This window comes from Galbibacter pacificus, from assembly GCF_029603165.1.
In the GTDB taxonomy this organism is placed as follows: domain Bacteria; phylum Bacteroidota; class Bacteroidia; order Flavobacteriales; family Flavobacteriaceae; genus Galbibacter; species Galbibacter pacificus.
The window spans coordinates 19,155-41,308 of sequence record NZ_JAQSVC010000002.1; the positions used below are offsets into that span (position 1 = coordinate 19,155).

Consider the following 22,154-nt stretch of genomic DNA (forward strand, 5'->3'; position numbering starts at 1 on the left):
AAGCTGTCCCCGGTGCTTTTAAAGCTCCATTTTCTTGATTTCGTTGTAATTTCTTTTAAGTTTCCGCATTAATATGCCATAAAGAAGGTAATATATCCCTAAAAAGAAACCAATGATAATGGCAGTGGCCAAAACCGATATGACAAAAATAACAAGGTAGTCCTTGGGCGTGGCCTGGGCCGCAAAGCTGTTCCAGCCGCCGCTTTGTTGTATATAAACATAGATAATACTGCCAATAGAAACAATACCCGCAAAGGAAAGGTTGAAAATAATATATTGCCGCACGGTCCTACGGGCCTTAATGATATTTTCCAAAAGCCCTTTAACCGATGAAGTTGTGGAAATACGCTTGTAATTTCTAAAAAACCGAATTATAAAATAGATAATGATTAAGCTGGATGCATATGTTAGGTAATTGTATGCAGGGGGCAGGTTCAGCTCTTTCTCAAAAGAGGGGTGGTAAAATATGCCCAATAAAACACCAAATGTAAGCTCTATTACACTAATGTAGAATATCCATTTAACCGATGAGGAAGACTTTTTCCACATCATCATGTAAATATCGTTATAAGATAGCTTGGGGAGTTCCTTTTCCCTTTCTTGCCAGTCTTTCTTTAAAAAATCTAACTCGTCCATCAGGGGTTCAATATATTTTTAAGTTTTGTTTTTATCCTATTCATCTTTACGCGGGCATTTACTTCGGTTATACCTATCGTATCGGCTATTTCTTTGTAATTTTTATCTTCCAGGTATAGAAAAACAAGTGCTTTTTCTATATCGTTAAGCTGTTTAATGGCATCATACATCAGTTGGAGCTGCTTTTCCTCGGTATCGTCGTATTCCTTTGCTTTTACCTTGTTAAGTACAGTGTCGAAATCTTGTGTCTTTACCTGCCGTTTCGACTTCCGGTAGAGGGTAATGGCAGTGTTTAAAGCTATTCGGTACATCCATGTGCTAAACTTGGCATCGCCTCTAAACTTTGGGTAGGCCTTCCACAGTTGTATGGTAATCTCTTGGAACAGGTCGTTGTGGGCCTCTGGGTCATCGGTATATATCTTACATATTTTATGTACGATATTCTGGTTTTCTTCCAATTCACTCACAAACTTATGTTCCAGTTCTTGTGTCACAAATAGGGTTTAAGTGTTTTTTATTTTATTAGTAGCTAAAGGTACAAGATTGTTACAACTTTAATATGGCTTCTTATTAAATTGTATGCTCATGCACTGCTCTGACATTCCCGTGCACTGCTCTGGTATTCCCGTGCATTGCTCTGGCATTCCTGTGCATTGCTCTGCTATTCTCATGCACTGCTTTTGCATTCTCGTGCACTACTCTGGTATTCTTGTGTATTGCTTTAGACTATCTGTATGGCTAATTGTTTGTCTTTTGTATATTTTTTCAGTTTTTTGGGCATTGCATCAAAACATTGCCACTATATAAAAGTAATTATTGAAATAATACTTCTTTTATTTTCTTCCGAAGGAAATTTTTAAAAAACACCCATACAGATGGCCATTATAAATTGTAAAAATTAGTCCGGGAACCTTATATTTGTTTTTTAGATGATTCTTCATAACCATTTTAATTTAACTTCAACGTGGACGTAGCAGAAAAAATAGCCTTATTGCGCAAGGAACTTACACAGCACAACTATAATTATTATGTATTGGATACCCCCGAAATATCTGATTATGAGTTTGATGTGAAGCTCAAGGAACTACAGGCGTTGGAGGCCGAGCACCCCGAATATTTCGATGCCAATTCGCCCACCGTGCGCGTTGGCGGTATGGTTACTAAAAATTTTAAAACGGTACAGCATACCTACCGGATGTATTCTTTGGACAATTCTTATTCTAAAGAAGACCTGGAAGACTGGGAAAAGCGCATGCAACGTATTTTAGGAAATGTTAAGGTGGAGTTTACCTGCGAATTAAAATATGACGGGGCCTCGATGAGCCTAACGTATGAAGATGGTATTTTGGTGCGCGCGGTAACGCGGGGCGATGGCTTTCAGGGCGACGATGTAACCAACAATGTAAAAACAATTCGTTCTGTGCCACTGCGGTTAAGGGGTAAATACCCTAAAAAGTTTGATATACGTGGGGAGATTGTCCTGCCCCTGGAAGGTTTTGCAAAAATGAACCAAGACCGTATAGAAACCGGTGAAGAACCGTATATGAACCCCAGGAATACGGCCAGCGGAAGCTTGAAGCTTCAAGACAGCACAGAAGTTGCCAAACGCCCGTTGGACTGTTTGTTGTACAATATCACTGGCGAAAACTTAGGTATAGAAAGTCAGTTTGAAAGCTTAAAAAAGGCCAAAGAATGGGGCTTTAAAGTGCCCGAAGTGGCCAAATTGTGCAAAACTACCGCCGAGGTAATGGATTTTGTAAACCATTGGGACAAGCACCGCCACGAACTTCCATATGAAATAGACGGTGTTGTGGTAAAGGTAAATAGTTTCGAGCAACAGGAAGAACTGGGCTATACCGCCAAGGCCCCGCGCTGGGCCATGGCATACAAATTTAAGGCCGAACAGGTTTCTACCGTGCTGGAAAGTATTACTTACCAAGTAGGGCGAACGGGGGCAATTACCCCGGTGGCAAACCTAAAACCCGTATTATTGGCAGGAACTACCGTAAAAAGAGCATCGTTGCACAATGCCGACCAGATAGAAAAACTGGACGTGCGCATAGGCGATGAGGTTTTTGTGGAAAAAGGTGGGGAGATTATTCCAAAGATCGTGGCTGTGGATTTTACAAAACGCGATCCCGATGCCGACCCGGTTGAATATATTTCCAATTGCCCCGAATGTGGTACGCCGTTGATAAGGAAAGAAGGCGAAGCGCAGCACTACTGCCCCAATACCTACGGATGCCCTCCCCAAATTACAGGGCGCATACAACATTTTATCTCCCGTAAGGCCATGGACATAGAAGGCCTTGGCGGGGAAACCGTAGAGTTGCTTTTTAAAGAAGGACTTATTGAAAATTATGCCGATCTGTATACGTTGAAGAAAGAAGACATCGTGCCCTTGGAACGGATGGCGGAAAAATCGGCAGAAAATTTGATCCAAGGCGTGGAAAAGTCAAAAGAAATTCCTTTTGAAAGGGTATTGTTTGCTCTTGGAATACGGTTTGTAGGCGAAACAGTTGCCAAAAAACTGGCCAAGGAATACAAATCTATTGATGCTATTACGAAAGCTTCTGTTGAAGAATTGGTACAGGTAGACGAAATAGGAATTAAAATAGCCGAAAGTGTTGTGGAGTTTTTTCAAAATGAAAAAAACGTGCATATAATCAACAGGTTACGTAATTATGGCGTTCAACTGGAAATTTCGGCAGAACAACTTGAAAATATTACCGATAGGTTAAAAGGACTTACATTTGTGGTGTCCGGAGTCTTTGAAAAGGTATCTAGAAACGAACTTAAAAAACTGATAGAGGATAACAGCGGAAAAGTATCTTCGTCCATATCATCAAAAACCAACTATGTTGTGGCTGGAGACAATATGGGTCCCAGCAAAAAAGAAAAAGCAGAAAAACTGGGTGTTTCCATTATTTCTGAAGAAGAGTTTTTGGATATGATATGAACAAAAAGCAAATTCTAAGTTTATTTTATGGCCTCAGTGCCATATATTTTATCGCAGAGGTCATAGACCTTAATCTAATAGAGAATATTGCCCGGGTGAGTATTCCTATTGTGGTTTTTCTTTTTTATTATTTTTTTTCACCGAGGCACCATATTATTCCGTGCGCAATATTGGCTACGGGCTTAATAGGCGATATTTTTTTGCTTTGGCACAGTAGTACCGCAGCAAAAATATTCCTGAGCGTTTTTGGCATCAACCATATAATATATATTTATGTATGCTTTTCGGCAATTAACAACCTCGATTTAAAGAAACTTATATTTTCGGCCATCCCGGTAATTATTCTTTGGTTTATTTATTTTAACTATTCCATAAAAGATATTTTTGGCGGCCAAATGGGCGACCTTTATCCTTTTATTATTGTGTATTCGGTAATATTGAGCCTTTTTACAATTTTCTCCTTGGTTAATTTCTTTAATAATGAAGAAAAGGTAAACCTCTATTTGGTCATTATTGCATTGTGTTACCTTGTGGTAGAGATAATTATGGCCATCGATAATTTTGTTTCGGAAATGTTTATTTTCGACCTTACCAAGGTTGTGGCCAGGGTAGTGGGCTACTTTTTCCTGATGCGGTTTGTTACCACTTTTAAATTCAGGTTTAAACGCTTATACTAATCCCGTTGGAATTGGCCGTTGTGTTGTCCAGGTAAAAGTCTATCCTCCCCAAATAAATGCCATAACAGCCTACTTGGTTAATAAGTACCTTTTTTCCTTGCTTGTTGGTCTCCACGACGGGCTTGTCCATAAACGTATGTGTATGTCCGCCAATAATTAAATCGATATTTTGGGTATTTCTTGCCAGGACAATATCCGAAACTTTGTCGTCCTGATATTTATAGCCTAAATGCGAAAGGCATATAACCAAGTCGCATTGTTTTTCTTCTTTGAGGACGCTGGTAATGTCTTGTGCCTTTTCAACCGGATCCAGATACTTGGTTTCTTTGTACAGCGTTTTGTTTACCAGCCCGTTAAGTTCAACGCCCAGTCCAAAGACCCCAATTTTAACCCCATCTTTTATAAAAATGGTATAAGGTTTGGCATGGCCATCCATAATGGTATTGGAAAAATCGTAGTTGGCGTTCAGTATTTCAAAAGAAGCATTGGGCAATTGGGCATAAAGTCCGTCTACACCATTGTCAAAATCATGGTTTCCTAATGTGGCGGCATCATATTTAAGCATGCTCATTAATTTAAACTCGATTTCCCCACCGTAAAAATTAAAATATGGCGTACCCTGAAAGATGTCTCCGGCATCCAAAAGCAGTGTGTGCGGGTTTTCCTTTCGTATGCTTTCAATTAAAGTAGCCCTTCTGGCAACACCGCCCTGATTTGGGTTGCGTGAATGCGTAGGCGGGAAGGGGTCTATGTGGCTATGCACATCGTTGGTATGCAGGATGGTAATATGTTTTTTACGCGTTGTACCACATGCCGAAAGCGATACGCCCGTTGCAGTAATAAAAGCCGTGCTTGCAACAGTTTGGTTTATAAATTGCCTTCTTTTCATGATGTTATAATTTTATAAATCTGTTGTCAATGCCAGCTTTAATGGTGTCTATTTTTTCAAAATAATCTATCAGTTCGTTCCGCAGCAGGTAATTAATATCGGTTTTGCTTATGGGGTCTTTAAAAAAGTCCATATGGTCGCCGCCATTTGCCAAAAAATCTGAAGTTGCCACAAAGTAGGTTTCACTTTCCAAGATAGGTTTTCCGTTAACGGTAAAAGATTTTACCGTACCATTGGCATTCAATACAAGTTGTGCCTGTTTGCTAATGGGGTGCGCGGTTTTGTTTTTAGCAAGGTATGCCACCAATTCCTTTATTTTATCTGCTGAAAGCTCCAAGATCCAGATTTGGTTTTCAAAGGGCATAATTTCATAAGCAGTTCTCCGGGAAACATTGCCTTTGGACATCACGGCCCTGATACCACCATGGTTAAGCAATACAAAATCTATATTTTTTCCTGTACGCTTGTTAAAAATGGGGTTTGATTCTGCATAGGCAACATCGGCCATTAAATTTCCAATACTGGAATTTAACTTGCCGTCGTTTTTGTTTAAATATGTGGGGTTGTATGCCAAAGGTGCATCCAAAACTTCTTCAATATGCTCGCGGTAGGGGGCGATAAACTTCTTTAAACTGTCCACGCCCTTAATGGAGTCTGTAATATTTATTTCTTTTCCTGAAATGCTGCTTAGCCTATCGGAACTGTTGTTACATGAAATGAAACTTACAATTGTTATAAATATAACAAAATGTTTCGAATTATTACGCATAAGATTCTTAATTTTAATTTCAGGATGTATTGAATGTTTTACATTTGCAAAAATAAGGGAAATGTAAATGATTTTTAAAGGCCTTAAAGAAAAATCAATTAGAAAGACAATACAGAAAGTGCTTTCAAAGCCTATGGGCTTGGATAAATGCGAAGGGGTATTGCATTCGTTGGCTATAATAATCGATTATGATAAATTGGTTGATTATAAGCCACTTTTAAACATTGCCAAAGCAATAAATATAAGCAACGAAAATATATTTATCCTGGGCTATGTTGATAAAATGTACAAGAATGTAAACTACTTGATTCCGGTTTTTTCCGATAGTTCCATTGGCATGAACGGAAAAATAAAAACCGATGAGCTCGGCAGTTTTTTAAAGCGTGAGTATGATATTGTGATTAATTATTTTACAGAACCCAACATTTATTTAGAACTCGTTTCAGTATTGAGCAAAAGTAGTCTCAAGGTTGGAATCTCTGAAAAAAGTGAAGCGATAAACAATTTAGTGTTGAAAGTAAATGAAAAGGATTTTTCTCAGTTCAATAGCGAACTGGTTAAATACCTTACCATTTTAAAAAGAATATAATATGTCAAAGTTTTTAGGGACGGGCGTAGCCTTGGTAACTCCTTTTAGGGAAGATTTAAGTGTAGATGTAGAGGCACTTGCAAATATTGTAAACCATGTAATAGAAGGTGGGGTAGAGTACTTGGTAGTTTTGGGGACTACCGCAGAATCTGCAACGCTTACCCAGGAAGAAAAACAGGTAGTAAAGAAAACCGTGGCAACGGCAAATAAAGGACGGGTACCCATGGTAGTTGGTGTTGGCGGAAACAATACAGCAGCTATTGTTGAAGAACTACAAACAACCGATTTAAGTGCTTTTGATGCTATCCTGTCTGTTTCTCCATATTACAACAAACCTACGCAAGAAGGCATTTACCAGCATTTTAAGGCCATTGCACAAGTGTCGCCTTTACCCATAATATTGTATAACGTGCCGGGAAGGACAGGCTCTAACGTATTGCCCAAAACTATAATTCGCTTGGCAAAAGATTTTAAAAATATTATCGGGGTCAAAGAAGCGGCCGGCGATATTGTACAGGCAATGAGGCTTATTAAAGACAAGCCCAAAGATTTTTTGGTAATATCCGGAGACGATATGATAACCCTGCCAATGGTTTTGGTCGGAGGTGCCGGGGTTATTTCTGTAATTGGTCAAGGGTTTCCTAAAAAGTTTTCATCAATGGTGCGCTATGCATTACGGGGAAATCTGGATGATGCCAACCATTTGCACTTCCAATTAATGGATATAATAGATTATATCTTTGAAGAAGGGAACCCGGCCGGAATAAAAGCTGTTTTTGAAAGCCTTGGCCTATGTTCTGGAAATGTAAGGCTTCCATTGGTGCCGGCAAGTAACGGACTAAAAGAAAAAATAAGCAGTTTTGCTGCTTTAGAGGTCAATAAAATAAATGGTTAAAGATCTTATTTATTGAATGTTACCTTGTATAACCTCAACAAAAAAGTAAAATCCGCGGATTCTTTTTAGCAAAGTTTTCGTGGATTTTTTTATTATACACGCCTTTGCCCGTGTATTGCCGTAAACAAAGTTTTATCCCCCAAAAGCAAGTAAATTAAAGGTGTACACGTTAAATTTTTAATAAAAAAAATAGTTACTATGTTATCTTGTTGGAAACTGCCTTATTTTCACGGCACAAAATAGTTTTTTAAATTACAGATATTTAACTAATTTTGCCCGATAAATCGACTGCCTTGGAAAAGTTGATCGGGGTAAAGGAAAACAGCAGTATAACAAGTTCGGCCAAAGGTCGGAAATAAACCCATTGGGATTTTAAAGAATATGAAGTATACATATTTAGTAGTTCTTTTTGCATTTGTGCTCACCAGTTGTAGTGAATACCAAAAAACATTAAAGGATAGCGACGTTAAGAAAAAGTACGAATTGGCCGAAAAACTCTACGATGAAGGAGATTACAAACGGGCCAACAGACTTTTTGAACAAATTGTCCCTCAATATGTAGGCAAACCACAAGGGGAACGGTTGGTATACTTTTTTGCAAACTCTTATTACCAAACAGGCGATTATTATTTAGCGGCTTATCAATTTGAAAGGTTTACAAAATCATATCCGCGAAGCGATAAGGCAGAAGAAGCAGCATTTTTAGGAGCAAAAAGCCAATATTTAACTTCTCCACGATATAGTTTGGACCAAACAGAAACGAATAAAGCCATTGATAGGCTACAGATTTTTATCAATACATATCCAAACTCAGAATACATGGACGAGGCCAATAAAATGGCAGCCGACATGAGGGCCAAATTGGAGAAAAAAGCTTTTGAAATTGCAAAACAGTACAATAGAATTTCAGATTATAATGCCTCGATAAAATCTTTTGAATTATTCTTCAAAGAATTTCCCGGGTCGGTTTACAAAGAAGATGCACTGTATTACGACTATCTTGCAAAATACAATTTGGCGGTAAATAGTATCCCTTCAAAAAAAGAAGAGCGTATTAACAATGCAAAAGCAGCTTACCAAAAGTTAATAAGCGAATTCGAAAATACACAGTACAAAAGCAAGGCCGAAAAAATGGATAAGGACTTGGATGCTGAAATGATAGAATTGAAACAATTAATAGAACAATACAGTAAATAGATAAAGTTATGAGCGAATTAAGAAATTCTGAAGCACCGGTTTCTACAGTTACTTACGATAGAAACGAGATTGATGCGCCCACAAACAACATTTATGAGGCCATATCGATAATTTCTAAGCGTGCTAACCAGATAAATGGCGATATTAAGAAGGAGCTGATTGAGAAGCTGGAGGAGTTTGCTACGTATACGGACAGCCTTGAAGAAATTTTTGAAAACAAAGAACAGATCGAGGTGTCTAAATTTTACGAAAAACTTCCAAAACCACACGCTATTGCGGTAGAAGAGTGGTTGAACGACAAGATTTATTACAGAAATACAGAAAAAGAGTAGGGCATGTCCATACTTAGCGGCAAAAAAGTATTACTTGGTATAACCGGTGGCATTGCCGCTTATAAATCGGCTTATTTGGTAAGGCTACTTATCAAGGCCGGAGCAAGCGTTAAAGTGGTAATGACGGAAAATGCAAAAGATTTCGTTACCCCTTTAACGCTTTCTACGTTGTCCAAAAATAAAGTCTATACGTCTTTTACAGATGAAGAAGAAGAAAACGAAGTCTGGAACAACCATGTAGACCTTGGCCTTTGGGCCGATATTTTTGTAATTGCCCCTGCAACTGCAAATACCTTGTCCAAAATGGCATCCGGAACTTCCGATAATTTTTTGCTTGCCACTTATTTATCGGCCAAATGCCCCGTGTATTTTGCTCCCGCAATGGATTTGGACATGTACCAGCACCCATCAACAAAAAAATCATTTAAAACACTTCAATCTTTTGGGAATATTATCATTCCTGCCGGGCATGGAGAGTTGGCAAGTGGCTTAATTGGGCAAGGAAGAATGGCAGAACCCGAAGAAATTATCGCTTTTATAGAAAAAGATATAGTGTCTAAGCTACCGCTGAAAGGCAAAAAAGTGTTAATTACAGCAGGGCCGACATATGAAGCCATAGACCCCGTGCGTTTTATTGGCAATCATTCCAGTGGGAAAATGGGCTATGCCCTAGCAGCAACAGCCGTTAATTTGGGTGCCGAGGTATTTTTGATTTCGGGCCCCACGCATTTGGATATCCAGCATTCGCATATAAAACTTGTCAGAATTACTTCCGCAGAAGAAATGTACAATGCCGTCCACCAAGTATACAACCAAGTGGATATGGCCATTCTTTCGGCTGCTGTAGCCGATTACAAGCCCGCAACCGTCGCCAGTCAGAAAATAAAAAAGAAAACGGCGGTCATGCAAATCGACCTTGCGCCTACAAAAGATATTCTTGCTTCGTTGGGCGAAATCAAGGAAAAACAGTTTTTGGTGGGCTTTGCATTAGAGACCAACAACGAACTGGAAAATGCAAAAAATAAACTATCAAGTAAGAATTTAGACGCAATTGTGTTAAATTCGTTAAACGATAAAGGAGCAGGTTTTGGAAAACCAACAAATAAAGTTACTTTTATAGATAAGAATTTAACTGAAGTAGCGTTTTCCTTAAAACCAAAACAGGAAGTAGCTGCCGATATCTTTAACGAAATACTGAAACGTCTGGATGATTAAGAAGCTTTTATATGTTGCATTATTATGCGCCTTGCAATTTTCTTTCGCTCAGGAATTGAGCTGTACTGTTATTGTCAATTCCGATCAGGTAAACCAGACCAATAAACAGATATTCAAGACACTGGAAAAATCGCTAAACGATTATGTAAACCAAACCAAATGGACAAACAGGAACGTGTCTCCTAAAGAACGCATAGAATGTAGTATGATGATTACCATTAACAGGTATGAAAACAGCGCATTTCATGGAACCATACAGGTACAGTCCAACAGGCCGGTTTATAACTCCACGTACCAGTCCCCGGTATTTAATTATCAGGATAAGCGTTTTAGCTTCGCCTATGTGGAATATGCGCCTTTATACTTCAACCCCAATTCCTTCGATTCTAATTTGACTGCCGTGATTACCTATTACGTATATATTATTTTGGGAATAGATGCCGATACTTTTTCAAAAGAAGGAGGAACCCCTTATTTTAAACAAGCACAGAATATTGTTGGCTTGGCACAGGGGAGTGGGTATAGCGGATGGCAGCAAACCGATGGAAACCGTACACGTTTTGAACTGGTAGACAATTTGCTTTCGAATACCTTTAAGGAATACCGCTTGGCGCTGTACAATTACCACCGTTTGGGGATGGACAATATTGTGGACAATGCAACACTTGCCAAACAATCTATTGCGGGATCCATGAAATTGTTTGACAGGCTTAACAATGTGCGTCCGAACTCTTTTGTTTTACAGGCCTTTTTCGATGCCAAGTCGGAAGAAATAGCCAATGTATTCTCGGGCGGACCCAAAGTAGATATCGTTAAACTTACCGAAACCCTAAACGAAATTGCCCCACTTTATTCAGATACTTGGTCGAGGATTAAATATTAAGCTTCACATAAAAACCTATTGACGAGCAAAGTTTTTTTATTCCGTCAGTTTTATAGGCGGTTGTAAAATAGAGAAGGAAAAACTTCAAATAAACCTCCTTGATGCATGCACATGCGGTATTAAGTGGAAAATATATAACGTTTCGGCATAAGCATTGGAGCATCTTAAATCTTATTTAGTGAGTAAAATTCATAAAAAGTAGTTGTCGCTTCAATAAATATCTTGATGTTAAGAAATAACAAACAATGTTTTATTCAACTTGAAATAAAATTTATCTTTGGCATAATTAAACCGAAAAGCCTTGTTAAGAACTCTTACAATAAAGAATTACGCATTAATAGATAACTTGCAGGTTACCTTCAACAATGGTTTAACGGCCATTACCGGAGAAACAGGCGCTGGAAAGTCAATCCTTTTAGGTGGGCTTTCCTTGGTTTTGGGGAAACGGGCCGATTTGAACAGTATTAAAAACAGCGAGGAAAAATGTATTATCGAGGCGGGTTTTGCCATTGAAAACTATCAGTTGCAACCTTTTTTTATTGAAACCGACCTTGATTACGAACCGCATACCATTATTCGAAGGGAAATCTTGCCAAGTGGGAAATCCCGGGCCTTTATAAACGATACCCCAGTTACTTTAGATGTGCTTTCGTCGTTGGGCGAGCGCCTTATAGATATTCATTCCCAACACCAGACCTTACGGCTTACCGATAATAGTTTTCAGTTTCAGGTAATAGACGGGGTGGCCGAAAACACAAACTTTTTGAACGATTATGCCGAAAAGCTTTCGCATTACCTTCAAACAAAAAAAGAATTAAAAAACCTTATCAATTTTCAACAGGAAGCCGATAAAGAATACGATTACAATTCATTTTTACTGCAAGAACTGCAATCGGCAAACTTACAAGTGGGGATGATGGAGGAGCTGGAAGAAACTTATGAGCGGTTAAACAATGTTGAAGAAATTGGCGGAAGTGTATCGCATGTACTTCAAATATTGGGCGAGGAGCAAGTGGGCACCCTTGCCGGATTGAGCGAGTTGAAAACAATTTTTTATAAACTTTCTAATTTCGGACCTTCTTATAAAGAATTGCATACCCGTATACAGTCTGCATTGATAGAACTGGACGATATCCATGCCGAAATACAGCGCATGGAGGAAAACCTTGAAGCAGACCCACAATTGTTGGAGGAGGTCAATGCCAAGTTACAGCAAATTTATGCGCTTCAGAAAAAGCACAATGTCTTGGAAATAAAAGATTTGTTGTTGGTTCAGGACGAATTGGCCCAAAGCGTTTCCAAAACCGAAAACCTCGAAAACGAAATAAAAGAGAAGCAACTGGATGTTATGCGCCAGGAAGAAGCGCTCGATGCATTGGCCCAAAAAATACACAAGGCCAGAGAAGCGGCAATACCAACATTGACTGCGCATCTGGAAGCTGTTTTGGCAGAATTGGGCATGCCAGACGCACAGTTTAAAATTTCGGTAAATATGACCGGCACATACTTTTCGAACGGAAAAGACGAGCTGCACTTTTTGTTTTCCGCAAACAAGGGAAGTAGCTTTAACGAACTTAAAAAAGTAGCTTCGGGAGGCGAATTGTCGCGTATCATGTTGGCAATTAAGTCGTTGTTGGCTCAATACATGCATTTGCCTACAATTATGTTTGATGAGATTGATACAGGTGTTTCTGGGGAAGTTTCCAATAAAATGGGCGATATTATGCACCAAATGAGTAAAACCATGCAGGTGTTTACCATAACCCACTTGCCTCAGGTTGCTGCCAAAGGCGATGCACAGTTTAAAGTTTTCAAAGAAGATAGCCATGGGGTTACTTCATCGCAAATGAAACTGCTTACGCCACAAGAGCGCATCCATGAAATTGCCGAAATGTTGGGGGGCAAAGATATCTCGGCTTCGGCTATGGCCCATGCCAAAGAGCTGCTGCTAAAGAAAGCTTAAAAAAGAGGTTTTTTATAAATAAATTGAATACTTTTGAAGCAGAAAAGTTTTGAAGAAGCAATTAACCAAAAGTATATGTCATACAATTTATTAAAAGGAAAAAAAGGAATAATATTTGGAGCATTAGATGAAAATTCAATTGCTTGGAAAACAGCAGTTAAAGCTCATGAAGAAGGAGCAGAGTTTGTTTTAACCAATGCGCCCATTGCCATGCGTATGGGGCAGATTAAAGAATTGGCCGAAAAAACAGGATCGGAGATTGTTCCTGCTGATGCTACCAATATCGAGGAATTGGAAAATCTGGTTGAAAAATCGATGGAAATCCTTGGGGGTAAAATTGACTTTGTTTTGCATTCCATTGGAATGTCTGTAAACGTAAGAAAAGGAAAACATTACACCGATGAAAACTACGATTTTACCAACAAAGGATGGGACGTTTCGGCATTGTCTTTCCATAAAGTTTGCCAAACCCTTTACAAAAAAGACGCCATGAACGAGTGGGGAAGCATTGTGGCCCTTACGTATATGGCAGCACAACGTGTATTTCCCGATTATAACGACATGGCCGATAACAAGGCATATCTAGAGTCCATAGCCAGAAGTTTTGGGTATTTCTATGGAAGAGAAAAAAATGTGCGCATAAATACCATTTCTCAGTCCCCAACCCCTACAACGGCGGGGCAGGGCGTAAAAGGCTTTGACGGATTTATAGCCTATGCAGATATGATGTCGCCGCTCGGTAATGCAACCGCACAAGATTGTGCAGACTATACAGTAAGTTTGTTTTCTGACCTTACAAGGAAAGTAACCATGCAGAACCTATATCATGACGGAGGCTTCTCTAATACCGGGGTGAGCAACGAAGTGATGGAAAAATTCATGAAGGAAGACTAAACCTAAATAGAAAACCGTATATAAGCTGTCTAAAAAGTGATAAACTGTATTAAACCGGATTACACTTTTTAGACAGCTTTTTAATTTAGAAAGATAAGATATGGAGCTTGATTTTTCCTTTATAATTCCGGTTTACAATAGGCCCGATGAAATAAAAGAGTTGCTGGAAAGTATGCAGTTACTAACCGGGAACATTCCTTTTGAAGTGGTAATCGTTGAAGATGGATCGACCGTTTCTTCAGAAGAAATAGTGAAACAATTTGCTACTAAAATGAAGGTTTCTTATTATTTCAAGGAAAATTCAGGACCGGGGGATTCCCGTAATTACGGGATGAAAGTAGCCAAGGGAAATTACTTTATCATTTTAGACTCCGATTGCATATTGCCTCCACAATATTTAACAGAAGCACAAAAAGCACTAAAAAAAAAGTATGTAGATTGTTTTGGAGGGCCAGATGCGGCACATGCATCTTTTTCAAACATTCAAAAAGCCATAAATTACAGTATGACTTCCTTTTTAACAACTGGAGGCATAAGGGGCGGGAAAAAGGCCGTGGACAAATTTCAACCACGGAGCTTCAATATGGGGCTTTCAAAAAAAGCTTTCAGCGTTACAGGAGGATTTGGCAAAATACATCCGGGGGAAGACCCCGATCTAACAATTAGGCTATGGAAAAACGGTTTCGAAACGGCTTTGTTTCCAAAAGCCTTTGTATACCATAAACGCAGGATTTCATGGGAAAAATTTTATTTGCAGGTAAAAAAGTTTGGTTTGACCCGCCCGATACTTAATAAATGGCACCCGGAAACAAAAAAAATAACGTATTGGTTCCCTTCTCTTTTTGTAATTGGGTTCTTGGCGTCCATACTTTTATGGTGTGCGGGCATTAACCTGTTTATCCTTCTTTACGGTTGTTATTTTGTGGCCGTTTTTATAGAAGCCGCCATAAAGAACAATAGCATTAAAATTGCAACGTTATCTTTATATGCAGTAATGATTCAATTTTTTGGCTATGGTTTGGCTTTTGTTAAATCTACTTTTTTAGTTACCTTTTCCAATAGCAAACCGGAAGCTATTTTTCCGAAGCTTTTTTTTAATTAATGGCAAAGAAATTTTATCAATATATAAAAGGAGTATTACGCAAACCAAAAGCATCTATTTTTTTGATGTTCTTGGTGGTGTCGATTTTTATTTGGTTTTTAATATCGCTATCAGACACTTATATTTCGCATGTAAATTTTAAGTTGAATTACAGCGGGCTACCCGAGGATAAGCTAATTTTAGGAACGCCAAAGAAAAATTTAGAAGTAAATATTGAAACTTCCGGATTTAAAATATTAAATTACAGAATCTTTAAGCGGGATTTATATTTGCCACTTTCCGACTTTACGCAGCAGAAAAACAAATACTACATGCTTCCCCAGGATATAGAAGAAGCAATTGCAACGCAATATAAATCGATTATTGTAAGAAGAATAACCGCCGATTCCCTGATTTTAAATTTAGGGGTCAACAAAAAGAAACAGGTAAAAGTGATCGCAAATATAGAATTGGACTTTGCAGAAGACCACCAATTAAGGGATTCGCTTTTAGTTGAACCAGACAGCGTTTGGGTAATGGGGCCGGAAGATGTGGTGGATAAAGTAAAGCTTATAGAAACCGAAGAAAAAGAATACAAAAACATCCAGGAAGATTTTGAGTATGAACTAAAATTAATGGTTCCCGATTCCGTGGCAGATTTGGAGCTGGAAACCAAACAGGTAAACGTTCTGGGAAAAGTAGAACGGTACACCGAAAAAATAGTGCTCGTTCCGGTACAGGTTAAAAACCTGCCCAATAAAATAAACCTGAAATTATATCCCGATAAAGTAAAAGTACTCTGTAAAGCCCCGATCTCTGAATTAAAAAAAGTCAATGAAAGCACTTTTAAAATAATATGCGATTATAAAAACGTTTCAGATAGCAGTACATACCTCATTCCCGAAATTTCGGAAAAACCGGGCTTTATAAGTTCTGCAACGATTTTAGATAGAAAAGTAGAGTTTTTGATTAAAAAACAATAATAATGATAGTTGGGCTAACCGGCGGAATTGGCAGTGGTAAATCTACAGTAGCCTCCATGTTTAAAAAACATGGGATCCCCGTTTTTATTGCCGATACCGAAGCTAAACAATTAATGCAAACAAACGGCAATGTAAAAAAAGCAATTATAGGTGCTTTTGGCAATGAGGCATATATAAATAACGAGCCCAATACCAAATACCTGGCCGCACAGGTTTTTCCCGACCCAGCAAAACTACAAGCACTTAATCAAATTATACATCCTGCGGTAGCCACCTATTTTAAGGAATGGGCAGCAAAGCAAGACGCCCCATATGTAATAAAAGAGGCAGCAATCCTTTTTGAAAGCGGTAGCAATAAGGACTGCGATGTAATTATTACCGTTACGGCACCTTTAAACGTGAGAATAAAAAGGGTTGTAGAGCGCGACAATACAACTATGGAAGCCGTTCAAGAAAGAATGAAGCACCAATGGAGTGAAAGCGAAAAAGTAAAGCAATCCGATTATGTTATTGAAAATATACATATAGAGACCACCCGCCAATTGGTTGAAAGAATACATTCTCTTTTAGTCAAAAAAACTAATTGAACCAAAAAATTTAACATTTTTGTTAACGTTAGGTTAAATGCTTAACATACCTAATTACAAAGCCTTAATTTTGACCAAATGAGTAGACGCTTATTTGTACTTCTGGTAATTTTGATGAGTTTGTCCTTAATGGGGATTATATTCGTTCAAGGTTATTGGATTAAAACAGCAGTAGAAGATAAAGAAGAACAGTTTTCCAATACCATCTCCCAAGTATTACATTCTGTTTCAAGAAAAATACAGGATAGGGAGATTCGGGATTATTTTGATAAGTACATATCGCTAAGGGACAGTATTGGTACACTAAAAGAGTCGAACCTCAAAGAATTCTTCTTTGTTGAGAAAGATAGGAATAGCAATGAGACATATATATATTCTCATGGAATTTTAGAGGAAGATTATGGTATATCTTCAACGTTCTTTGATAACACTAATGCCGATTCTTCAACCATAAAAAATTATACGAGCAAGAGAACAACTCAAATTTTTAAAGAAGAATACGGTATAGATGGTAAGGTGTATTCTCCCGTAGAGCGTATCGAGAAAATTGGAGGTTTCTCTGCACTGGAAAAAGCACAGTTCGACGATGTTTTTAAAGAAGCGGCCAATAGGGTGCCCATCCATAAAAGGGTAACGCCCCAAGAAATAGAACTGCTCATGCAAAAAGAGCTAAAAAATCGGGGTGTTAACTTAAATTTCGAGTACGGGGTATTTAGCAAGGGCCTCGCCACGCGGGTACATTCAGGAAATACCGTTCAATTGGCGGCATCAAGGTACAAAACACCATTATTTATAGATAGCGACGGGCACAGTAACTACGATTTAATTGTAAGTTTTCCCGAGAAAAAGAAATTTTTAATTTCTTCCATTATAGAAATGGCCTTGTTATCGGTGGTGTTTACCCTAATTATTATCGTAGCCTATTCAAGTGCTCTGTATCAATTGATAAAACAAAAGCAGATATCCGAGATAAAAACAGATTTTATCAATAACATGACGCACGAGTTTAAAACTCCGATAGCAACCATCAACTTGGCATTGGACGCAATGAAAAATCCCAAGGCTTTTGAAGATAAAGATAGGGTAAAACGCTATTTGCAAATGATCAGGGACGAAAATAAAAGGATGCACGCACAAGTTGAAAATGTATTGCGGATATCAAAATTGGAAAAAAACCAGTTGGATATAAGCAAGGACAAAGTAGATGTACACGATTTAATTGATGAGGCAATAGCCCATGTGGAATTAATGGTAGAAAACAGGGGCGGCTATATAAAAGCCCATCTGGATGCAGAGCGGAGTGAAATATTAGGAAACGATTTTCACCTTACCAATATTTTAGTGAATATACTGGATAATGCCAATAAATATTCCCCGGATGCACCAGAAATCGATGTTTATACCGAAGTGGTAAAGAACAGCATTGTTGTTAAAATTACAGACCATGGTGCAGGGATGAGCAAAGCAGTATTGAAACGGATATTTGAAAAATTTTATAGGGAATCAACAGGGAACATTCATAACATAAAAGGCCACGGATTGGGCCTTGCATATGTAAAGAGCATTGTTGAGGACCACCAGGGCGAAGTTTACGCCGAAAGTGAAAAAGATAAAGGAAGTACCTTTTTTGTAAAGTTACCTTTAATATAAAAATATGGAAACAGTAAATAAAAAGATTTTATTAGTAGAAGATGATCCCAATTTCGGAATTGTTCTTAAAGATTATTTATCGATGAACGATTTTGATGTTACTTTGGCTAAAAATGGAATGGAAGGGTATGAAAAATTTAGAAAAGATCATTACGACCTTTGCATACTCGATGTAATGATGCCGTATAAAGATGGATTTACATTGGCAAAAGAAATAAGGGAAAAAGATGAGAACATCCCTATTATCTTTTTAACGGCAAAGACCATGAAAGAAGATGTGCTAAAGGGTTACAAAGTAGGAGCCGATGATTATTTAAACAAGCCGTTCGACTCTGAAGTGTTATTGTTTAAAATTAAAGCAATAATCCAAAGAAAATCTACGGAGTCACTAGCCGATAGCAAGCAGTTTGAATTTGAAATAGGAGGGTTTCACCTAAATTCAAAATTGCGTTTTCTTACCTATAAAAACGAAGAACCCATAAAACTTTCACCAAAGGAAAACGAGTTGTTGCGCTTGCTTGCACTGCATGAAAACGATTTAATGCCAAGGGAACTTGCCCTTACCAAAATATGGAGGGACGATAATTACTTTACCTCCCGAAGTATGGACGTGTACATAGCAAAACTACGTAAATACCTTAAAAAGGACGACGATGTAGAGATACTCAATATACATGGTGAAGGTTTCAGGTTGGTAGTAAAAAGTGAAGCCGAGAACTGAAAAAGCAAACCATTATGATAACAAGGCCCCTGAATTGATTTTCAGGGGTTTTTTTATGCAAAAATTTATCTCAAAAAATTTACATATTAATAATCGGCAGTTGTAAGGTGTTGATTTACAGAATATAACAAATACTGTTAAAAAAGTTAAATTTTTAAGTATTATTTAATACTTTAACTTTTCATTAAAATTTAACTTAACTATGAAAAAACTTTTCTTAACAATGTCATTATTGTTACTGTATAGCTTTGCGTTTTCTCAAAATATAAGTGGTACGGTAACCGATGTACAGGGAACCCCATTGCCGGGGGTATCGATAATGATAGAAGGTACAAGCAATGGAACTACTACAGACTTTGATGGTAAATATACAATAGAGGCATCTACAAGCGCTGTTCTGACATATACGTACCTCGGGATGAAAACCCAAACAAGGCAAGTAGGCAGCAATACAACAATAGATGTAACATTGCAGGAAGATGCAACCAGTCTGGATGAGGTAGTAGTGTCGGTTGCATTAGGTGAAACAGCAAAAAAGAAATCATTAGCCAATGCAGTTCAAGCGGTATCATCAGAGCAATTATTGGAGGGAAACCAAAACAACATGGTTAATGGGCTCCAGGGAAAAGTTTCGGGTGTAACAATAGCAAGTTCAGGTGGTGTACCCGGTTCTTCTTCAGTAATACTTATCAGGGGAGGTAATTCTATTACGGGTAATAATCAACCTTTGTTTGTTGTAGACGGTATTCCAATAGACAATTCAACTAATTCAAGCCTTGAAGTTGCAAGTACCAATAGGGCTTCCGACATTAATCCGGAAGATATAGAAGATATATCAATTTTAAAAGGACCGACAGCTGCTGCCTTGTACGGTATTCAAGCATCAAACGGAGCGGTAATTATTACAACCAAAAAAGGGAAAGCCGGGATTAGCAAAATAAGTTACTCAGGTTCCCTTTCTGTAGATAAAATATTGGGCACACCAGACGTACAAACTACATATGGTCAAGGCGAACAGGATACAGAAGGAGATATTAATCCAAGTTCATCCTTTTCATGGGGAGAGCAAATAAGCCCTGGAACTCCAATCTATAAAAATATAGATGACTTTTATAAAACGGCAATAACACAAAATCATAATGTTAGTTATTCTACGGGAAATGAAAAAAGTAATATATATTTTTCAATAGGCGATGTGTCTCAAGATGGAATTATTCCAAGTACAAGTTATGATAAAACATCTTTTAAAATAAATGCAAATTCAAAATTCAGTAAAAATTTAAGTATTGGCATTTCCGGAAATTATATCAACACAAAAATTTCCAGTACAAAGCAAGGAAATGCAACTGGAGGAAGTTTTAATAGTTTATTGGCATATCCGGTTACGGTAGATGCCAAAGATTATTTAAACCCTAATGGTTCCCAAAAAGCTTTTTATGGCGGTCAGGAATTCGATAATCCATATTGGAGCATAGCAAATAGCCCCAATACAGACGATGTAAAAAGATTAATAGGGGTAATTAACTTGAATTATAATTTTTTAAATGATTTTAATTTGACCTACAGGGTAGGAACAGATGATTACAATGAATTTAATAAAAAAGTAACAGGCGATGGTTCGTTGGTAGACAATAGGGAAGATGGCTATATAAGTCAATTCGAGAAAGACTACTCTCGGTTTACTTCAACACTTATGCTTAGGTATAATAAGGAGATAACAGAAGATTTTACATTAGACGCAATGGCCGGTAACTCGGTTGAAGAACTCGATATCCGTACAACCACCACTACGGGAGATGGGTTTCAGGCGCCAGGAATATACAGCATAGCAAATGTGGCAATGGAAGACCAAAGCATAAGTGAGCTTATCCAAAGAAAGCGTATTGTCGGTTTTTTTGGAGAGCTAAAATTAGGATGGAGAGATGCTTTGTTTATAACTGCAACCGGAAGAAACGACTGGACTTCTACATTGCCAAAGGATAAGCGGTCTTTCTTTTATCCTTCTGTGGGGGCATCGGCGGTACTTACCGATTTGTTCGATATTTCATCGGATAGTGGACTTAATTATTTAAAAATAAGGGGTACTTGGGCTAAAGTAGGAAAAGATGCGCCAATAGGGGCTTTGGAAAGCTCTTTAGGAAAAAACTTAAATGGCGCGGCAAGTTCTGCTTATGCATGGAACGGTGTGAATGTGGGCAACCCAAATTTAGAACCCGAATTTACAGATAGTTATGAGGTCGGGGCAGAGGTACGTTTTTTAAATAACCGGATATCGCTAGACATGTCATATTACTATAGTTTGTCTGATAACCAAATATTAAAAGATATTCGCGTTCCCCCAACAACAGGTACTTTTTATGCCACGCTTAATGGGGGCTCTATTAAAAACCAAGGTATAGAAGCGTTGCTTTCAGCTCAGATTTTACGGCCCAAAAATGATGGGTTATTCTGGTCGATGGATTTTAATTTTGGCATGAACGAAAGTACGGTAGAAGATTTACCGGGATTTTTAAACGAAGTATATCTGTCGGATTCATGGACATTCAGAAATTCAGCTGCGGGCGCAGCCATTCTAGATGGCTCTTTGTTTGGGTTAAGAGGGAAACAACCCGAAAGGGATGCCAACGGAAACATGATTATTGACACAAGGGATCTCCCTGTTCTATCAGACCAAACATATACAAATGTGAACAGAATGCCGGACTGGACATTGGGGATTACCAATAATTTAAGCTACAAGAATATGTCTCTCTCATTCTTGTTTGACATAGTTCAGGGGCAAGATATATATAATGCGACGGAATCTGCAATGATATATTACGGACAAAGTGTAAACACCTTAGACAGGGGACAAAATATAACTTTAACAGGTGTTGATGCAGATGGAAACCCAAAAGAGGTAACACGTGTTAAAGATCAAGCATATTATACAGATTATTATTCATTGAATTCTCAAAACTTTATAGAAGATGGTTCTTTTGCAAGACTGAGATATGTTACCTTATCTTATAAATTTCCACAGCAAATATTAGATAAACTATCCCTTTCAGCATTAGAATTATATGCCACCGGAAGAAACTTGCTTACAATCACTGATTATAGTGGAGTAGACCCCGAAGTTAATACATTCGGTGCAGGTATTTCTGGCGCAGGTTCTACATATATTGATAATTTGGGTACACCAAATACAAAAGGATTTGATTTAGGGTTAAAATTCACATTTTAAAAGCAATT

The 22,154-nt window shown here is 38.1% G+C and carries 20 protein-coding genes; 16 read left to right on the forward strand and 4 right to left on the reverse strand.

Annotated elements, in window-relative coordinates:
* Nucleotides 1-18: 18 nt before the first annotated feature.
* Both PSF86_RS04660 and PSF86_RS04665 read right to left on the reverse strand, forming a co-directional pair.
* On the reverse strand, nucleotides 19-636 hold the full coding sequence (locus tag PSF86_RS04660) for a DUF8845 family protein (RefSeq protein WP_277898895.1): 618 nt from the start codon (nucleotides 634-636) through the stop codon (nucleotides 19-21).
* On the reverse strand, nucleotides 636-1,130 hold the full coding sequence (locus PSF86_RS04665; protein WP_277898896.1) for an RNA polymerase sigma factor: 495 nt from the start codon (nucleotides 1,128-1,130) through the stop codon (nucleotides 636-638). Before PSF86_RS04665 ends, PSF86_RS04660 begins: the two co-directional genes overlap by 1 nt.
* A 470-nt stretch (nucleotides 1,131-1,600) precedes the next feature.
* Here PSF86_RS04665 and ligA point away from each other — a divergent pair, with 470 nt between their 5' ends.
* Both ligA and PSF86_RS04675 read left to right on the forward strand, forming a co-directional pair.
* Nucleotides 1,601-3,595 carry an NAD-dependent DNA ligase LigA gene (ligA, locus tag PSF86_RS04670; protein WP_277898897.1) on the forward strand — a complete coding sequence of 665 codons (1,995 nt, stop codon included), beginning with the start codon at nucleotides 1,601-1,603 and terminating at the stop codon, nucleotides 3,593-3,595.
* Nucleotides 3,592-4,272, forward strand: a complete 681-nt coding sequence (locus PSF86_RS04675; protein WP_277898898.1) for a lysoplasmalogenase family protein — start codon at nucleotides 3,592-3,594, stop codon at nucleotides 4,270-4,272. The genes ligA and PSF86_RS04675 overlap by 4 nt, the downstream gene beginning before the upstream one ends.
* Here PSF86_RS04675 and PSF86_RS04680 read toward each other — a convergent pair.
* Both PSF86_RS04680 and PSF86_RS04685 read right to left on the reverse strand, forming a co-directional pair.
* Nucleotides 4,256-5,161 carry a bifunctional metallophosphatase/5'-nucleotidase gene (locus PSF86_RS04680; protein ID WP_277898899.1) on the reverse strand — a complete coding sequence of 302 codons (906 nt, stop codon included), beginning with the start codon at nucleotides 5,159-5,161 and terminating at the stop codon, nucleotides 4,256-4,258. The two genes, PSF86_RS04675 and PSF86_RS04680, sit on opposite strands and share 17 nt — an antisense overlap.
* Nucleotides 5,162-5,165: 4 nt before the next feature.
* Entirely contained in the window at nucleotides 5,166-5,930 is a 765-nt protein-coding gene (locus PSF86_RS04685; RefSeq protein WP_277898900.1) for a 5'-nucleotidase C-terminal domain-containing protein, read from the reverse strand.
* Nucleotides 5,931-5,997: 67 nt separating this feature from the next.
* Between PSF86_RS04685 and PSF86_RS04690 the strand changes: the two genes are divergently transcribed.
* The 14 genes from PSF86_RS04690 to PSF86_RS04755 all read left to right on the forward strand — a co-directional run bounded on the left by PSF86_RS04690 (nucleotide 5,998) and on the right by PSF86_RS04755 (nucleotide 22,146).
* Nucleotides 5,998-6,519 carry a DUF6913 domain-containing protein gene (locus PSF86_RS04690; protein WP_277898901.1) on the forward strand — a complete coding sequence of 174 codons (522 nt, stop codon included), beginning with the start codon at nucleotides 5,998-6,000 and terminating at the stop codon, nucleotides 6,517-6,519.
* A gap of 1 nt (nucleotide 6,520) precedes the next feature.
* On the forward strand, nucleotides 6,521-7,414 hold the full coding sequence (dapA, locus tag PSF86_RS04695) for a 4-hydroxy-tetrahydrodipicolinate synthase (protein WP_277898902.1): 894 nt from the start codon (nucleotides 6,521-6,523) through the stop codon (nucleotides 7,412-7,414).
* Between the two features lie 381 nt (nucleotides 7,415-7,795).
* Entirely contained in the window at nucleotides 7,796-8,611 is an 816-nt protein-coding gene (locus PSF86_RS04700; RefSeq protein WP_277898903.1) for an outer membrane protein assembly factor BamD, read from the forward strand.
* Between the two features lie 8 nt (nucleotides 8,612-8,619).
* On the forward strand, nucleotides 8,620-8,943 hold the full coding sequence (locus tag PSF86_RS04705; RefSeq protein WP_277898904.1) for a DNA-directed RNA polymerase subunit omega: 324 nt from the start codon (nucleotides 8,620-8,622) through the stop codon (nucleotides 8,941-8,943).
* A gap of 3 nt (nucleotides 8,944-8,946) precedes the next feature.
* A complete protein-coding gene (coaBC, locus tag PSF86_RS04710) occupies nucleotides 8,947-10,158 on the forward strand; it encodes a bifunctional phosphopantothenoylcysteine decarboxylase/phosphopantothenate--cysteine ligase CoaBC (RefSeq protein ID WP_277898905.1) in 1,212 nt (403 codons plus the stop codon).
* Nucleotides 10,151-11,041 (forward strand): type IX secretion system protein PorD, encoded by an 891-nt coding sequence (gene porD / locus PSF86_RS04715; protein WP_277898906.1) that lies wholly within the window; start codon nucleotides 10,151-10,153, stop codon nucleotides 11,039-11,041. The genes coaBC and porD overlap by 8 nt, the downstream gene beginning before the upstream one ends.
* 301 nt (nucleotides 11,042-11,342) lie before the next feature.
* Complete coding sequence (gene recN / locus PSF86_RS04720) at nucleotides 11,343-13,004, forward strand: DNA repair protein RecN (RefSeq protein ID WP_277898907.1); 1,662 nt, start codon at nucleotides 11,343-11,345, stop codon at nucleotides 13,002-13,004.
* Between the two features lie 75 nt (nucleotides 13,005-13,079).
* Nucleotides 13,080-13,898 carry an enoyl-ACP reductase FabI gene (locus tag PSF86_RS04725; RefSeq protein ID WP_277898908.1) on the forward strand — a complete coding sequence of 273 codons (819 nt, stop codon included), beginning with the start codon at nucleotides 13,080-13,082 and terminating at the stop codon, nucleotides 13,896-13,898.
* Between the two features lie 100 nt (nucleotides 13,899-13,998).
* The gene (locus PSF86_RS04730) at nucleotides 13,999-15,000 is read left to right on the forward strand and encodes a glycosyltransferase family 2 protein (RefSeq protein WP_277898909.1); all 1,002 of its coding nucleotides are present in this window, start codon (nucleotides 13,999-14,001) and stop codon (nucleotides 14,998-15,000) included.
* A complete protein-coding gene (locus PSF86_RS04735) occupies nucleotides 15,000-15,962 on the forward strand; it encodes a CdaR family protein (protein WP_277898910.1) in 963 nt (320 codons plus the stop codon). The genes PSF86_RS04730 and PSF86_RS04735 overlap by 1 nt, the downstream gene beginning before the upstream one ends.
* On the forward strand, nucleotides 15,962-16,549 hold the full coding sequence (gene coaE / locus PSF86_RS04740) for a dephospho-CoA kinase (protein WP_277899597.1): 588 nt from the start codon (nucleotides 15,962-15,964) through the stop codon (nucleotides 16,547-16,549). Before PSF86_RS04735 ends, coaE begins: the two co-directional genes overlap by 1 nt.
* A gap of 78 nt (nucleotides 16,550-16,627) precedes the next feature.
* Nucleotides 16,628-18,199 carry a sensor histidine kinase gene (locus tag PSF86_RS04745; RefSeq protein ID WP_277898911.1) on the forward strand — a complete coding sequence of 524 codons (1,572 nt, stop codon included), beginning with the start codon at nucleotides 16,628-16,630 and terminating at the stop codon, nucleotides 18,197-18,199.
* 4 nt (nucleotides 18,200-18,203) lie between these two features.
* Nucleotides 18,204-18,920 carry a response regulator transcription factor gene (locus PSF86_RS04750; protein ID WP_277898912.1) on the forward strand — a complete coding sequence of 239 codons (717 nt, stop codon included), beginning with the start codon at nucleotides 18,204-18,206 and terminating at the stop codon, nucleotides 18,918-18,920.
* Nucleotides 18,921-19,143: 223 nt separating this feature from the next.
* On the forward strand, nucleotides 19,144-22,146 hold the full coding sequence (locus PSF86_RS04755) for a SusC/RagA family TonB-linked outer membrane protein (protein WP_277898913.1): 3,003 nt from the start codon (nucleotides 19,144-19,146) through the stop codon (nucleotides 22,144-22,146).
* Nucleotides 22,147-22,154 lie beyond the last annotated feature (8 nt).

Bases quoted from the DNA above. Each gene is read 5' to 3' on its own strand.
- PSF86_RS04660 (WP_277898895.1), bottom strand. From the start codon at position 636: ATGGACGAGTTAGATTTTTTAAAGAAAGACTGGCAAGAAAGGGAAAAG.
- PSF86_RS04675 (WP_277898898.1), top strand. From the start codon at position 3,592: ATGAACAAAAAGCAAATTCTAAGTTTATTTTATGGCCTCAGTGCCATA.
- PSF86_RS04680 (WP_277898899.1), bottom strand. From the start codon at position 5,161: ATGAAAAGAAGGCAATTTATAAACCAAACTGTTGCAAGCACGGCTTTT.
- PSF86_RS04685 (WP_277898900.1), bottom strand. From the start codon at position 5,930: ATGCGTAATAATTCGAAACATTTTGTTATATTTATAACAATTGTAAGT.
- PSF86_RS04690 (WP_277898901.1), top strand. From the start codon at position 5,998: ATGATTTTTAAAGGCCTTAAAGAAAAATCAATTAGAAAGACAATACAG.
- dapA (WP_277898902.1), top strand. From the start codon at position 6,521: ATGTCAAAGTTTTTAGGGACGGGCGTAGCCTTGGTAACTCCTTTTAGG.
- PSF86_RS04700 (WP_277898903.1), top strand. From the start codon at position 7,796: ATGAAGTATACATATTTAGTAGTTCTTTTTGCATTTGTGCTCACCAGT.
- PSF86_RS04705 (WP_277898904.1), top strand. From the start codon at position 8,620: ATGAGCGAATTAAGAAATTCTGAAGCACCGGTTTCTACAGTTACTTAC.
- coaBC (WP_277898905.1), top strand. From the start codon at position 8,947: ATGTCCATACTTAGCGGCAAAAAAGTATTACTTGGTATAACCGGTGGC.
- porD (WP_277898906.1), top strand. From the start codon at position 10,151: ATGATTAAGAAGCTTTTATATGTTGCATTATTATGCGCCTTGCAATTT.
- PSF86_RS04725 (WP_277898908.1), top strand. From the start codon at position 13,080: ATGTCATACAATTTATTAAAAGGAAAAAAAGGAATAATATTTGGAGCA.
- PSF86_RS04730 (WP_277898909.1), top strand. From the start codon at position 13,999: ATGGAGCTTGATTTTTCCTTTATAATTCCGGTTTACAATAGGCCCGAT.
- PSF86_RS04735 (WP_277898910.1), top strand. From the start codon at position 15,000: ATGGCAAAGAAATTTTATCAATATATAAAAGGAGTATTACGCAAACCA.
- PSF86_RS04745 (WP_277898911.1), top strand. From the start codon at position 16,628: ATGAGTAGACGCTTATTTGTACTTCTGGTAATTTTGATGAGTTTGTCC.
- PSF86_RS04750 (WP_277898912.1), top strand. From the start codon at position 18,204: ATGGAAACAGTAAATAAAAAGATTTTATTAGTAGAAGATGATCCCAAT.
- PSF86_RS04755 (WP_277898913.1), top strand. From the start codon at position 19,144: ATGTCATTATTGTTACTGTATAGCTTTGCGTTTTCTCAAAATATAAGT.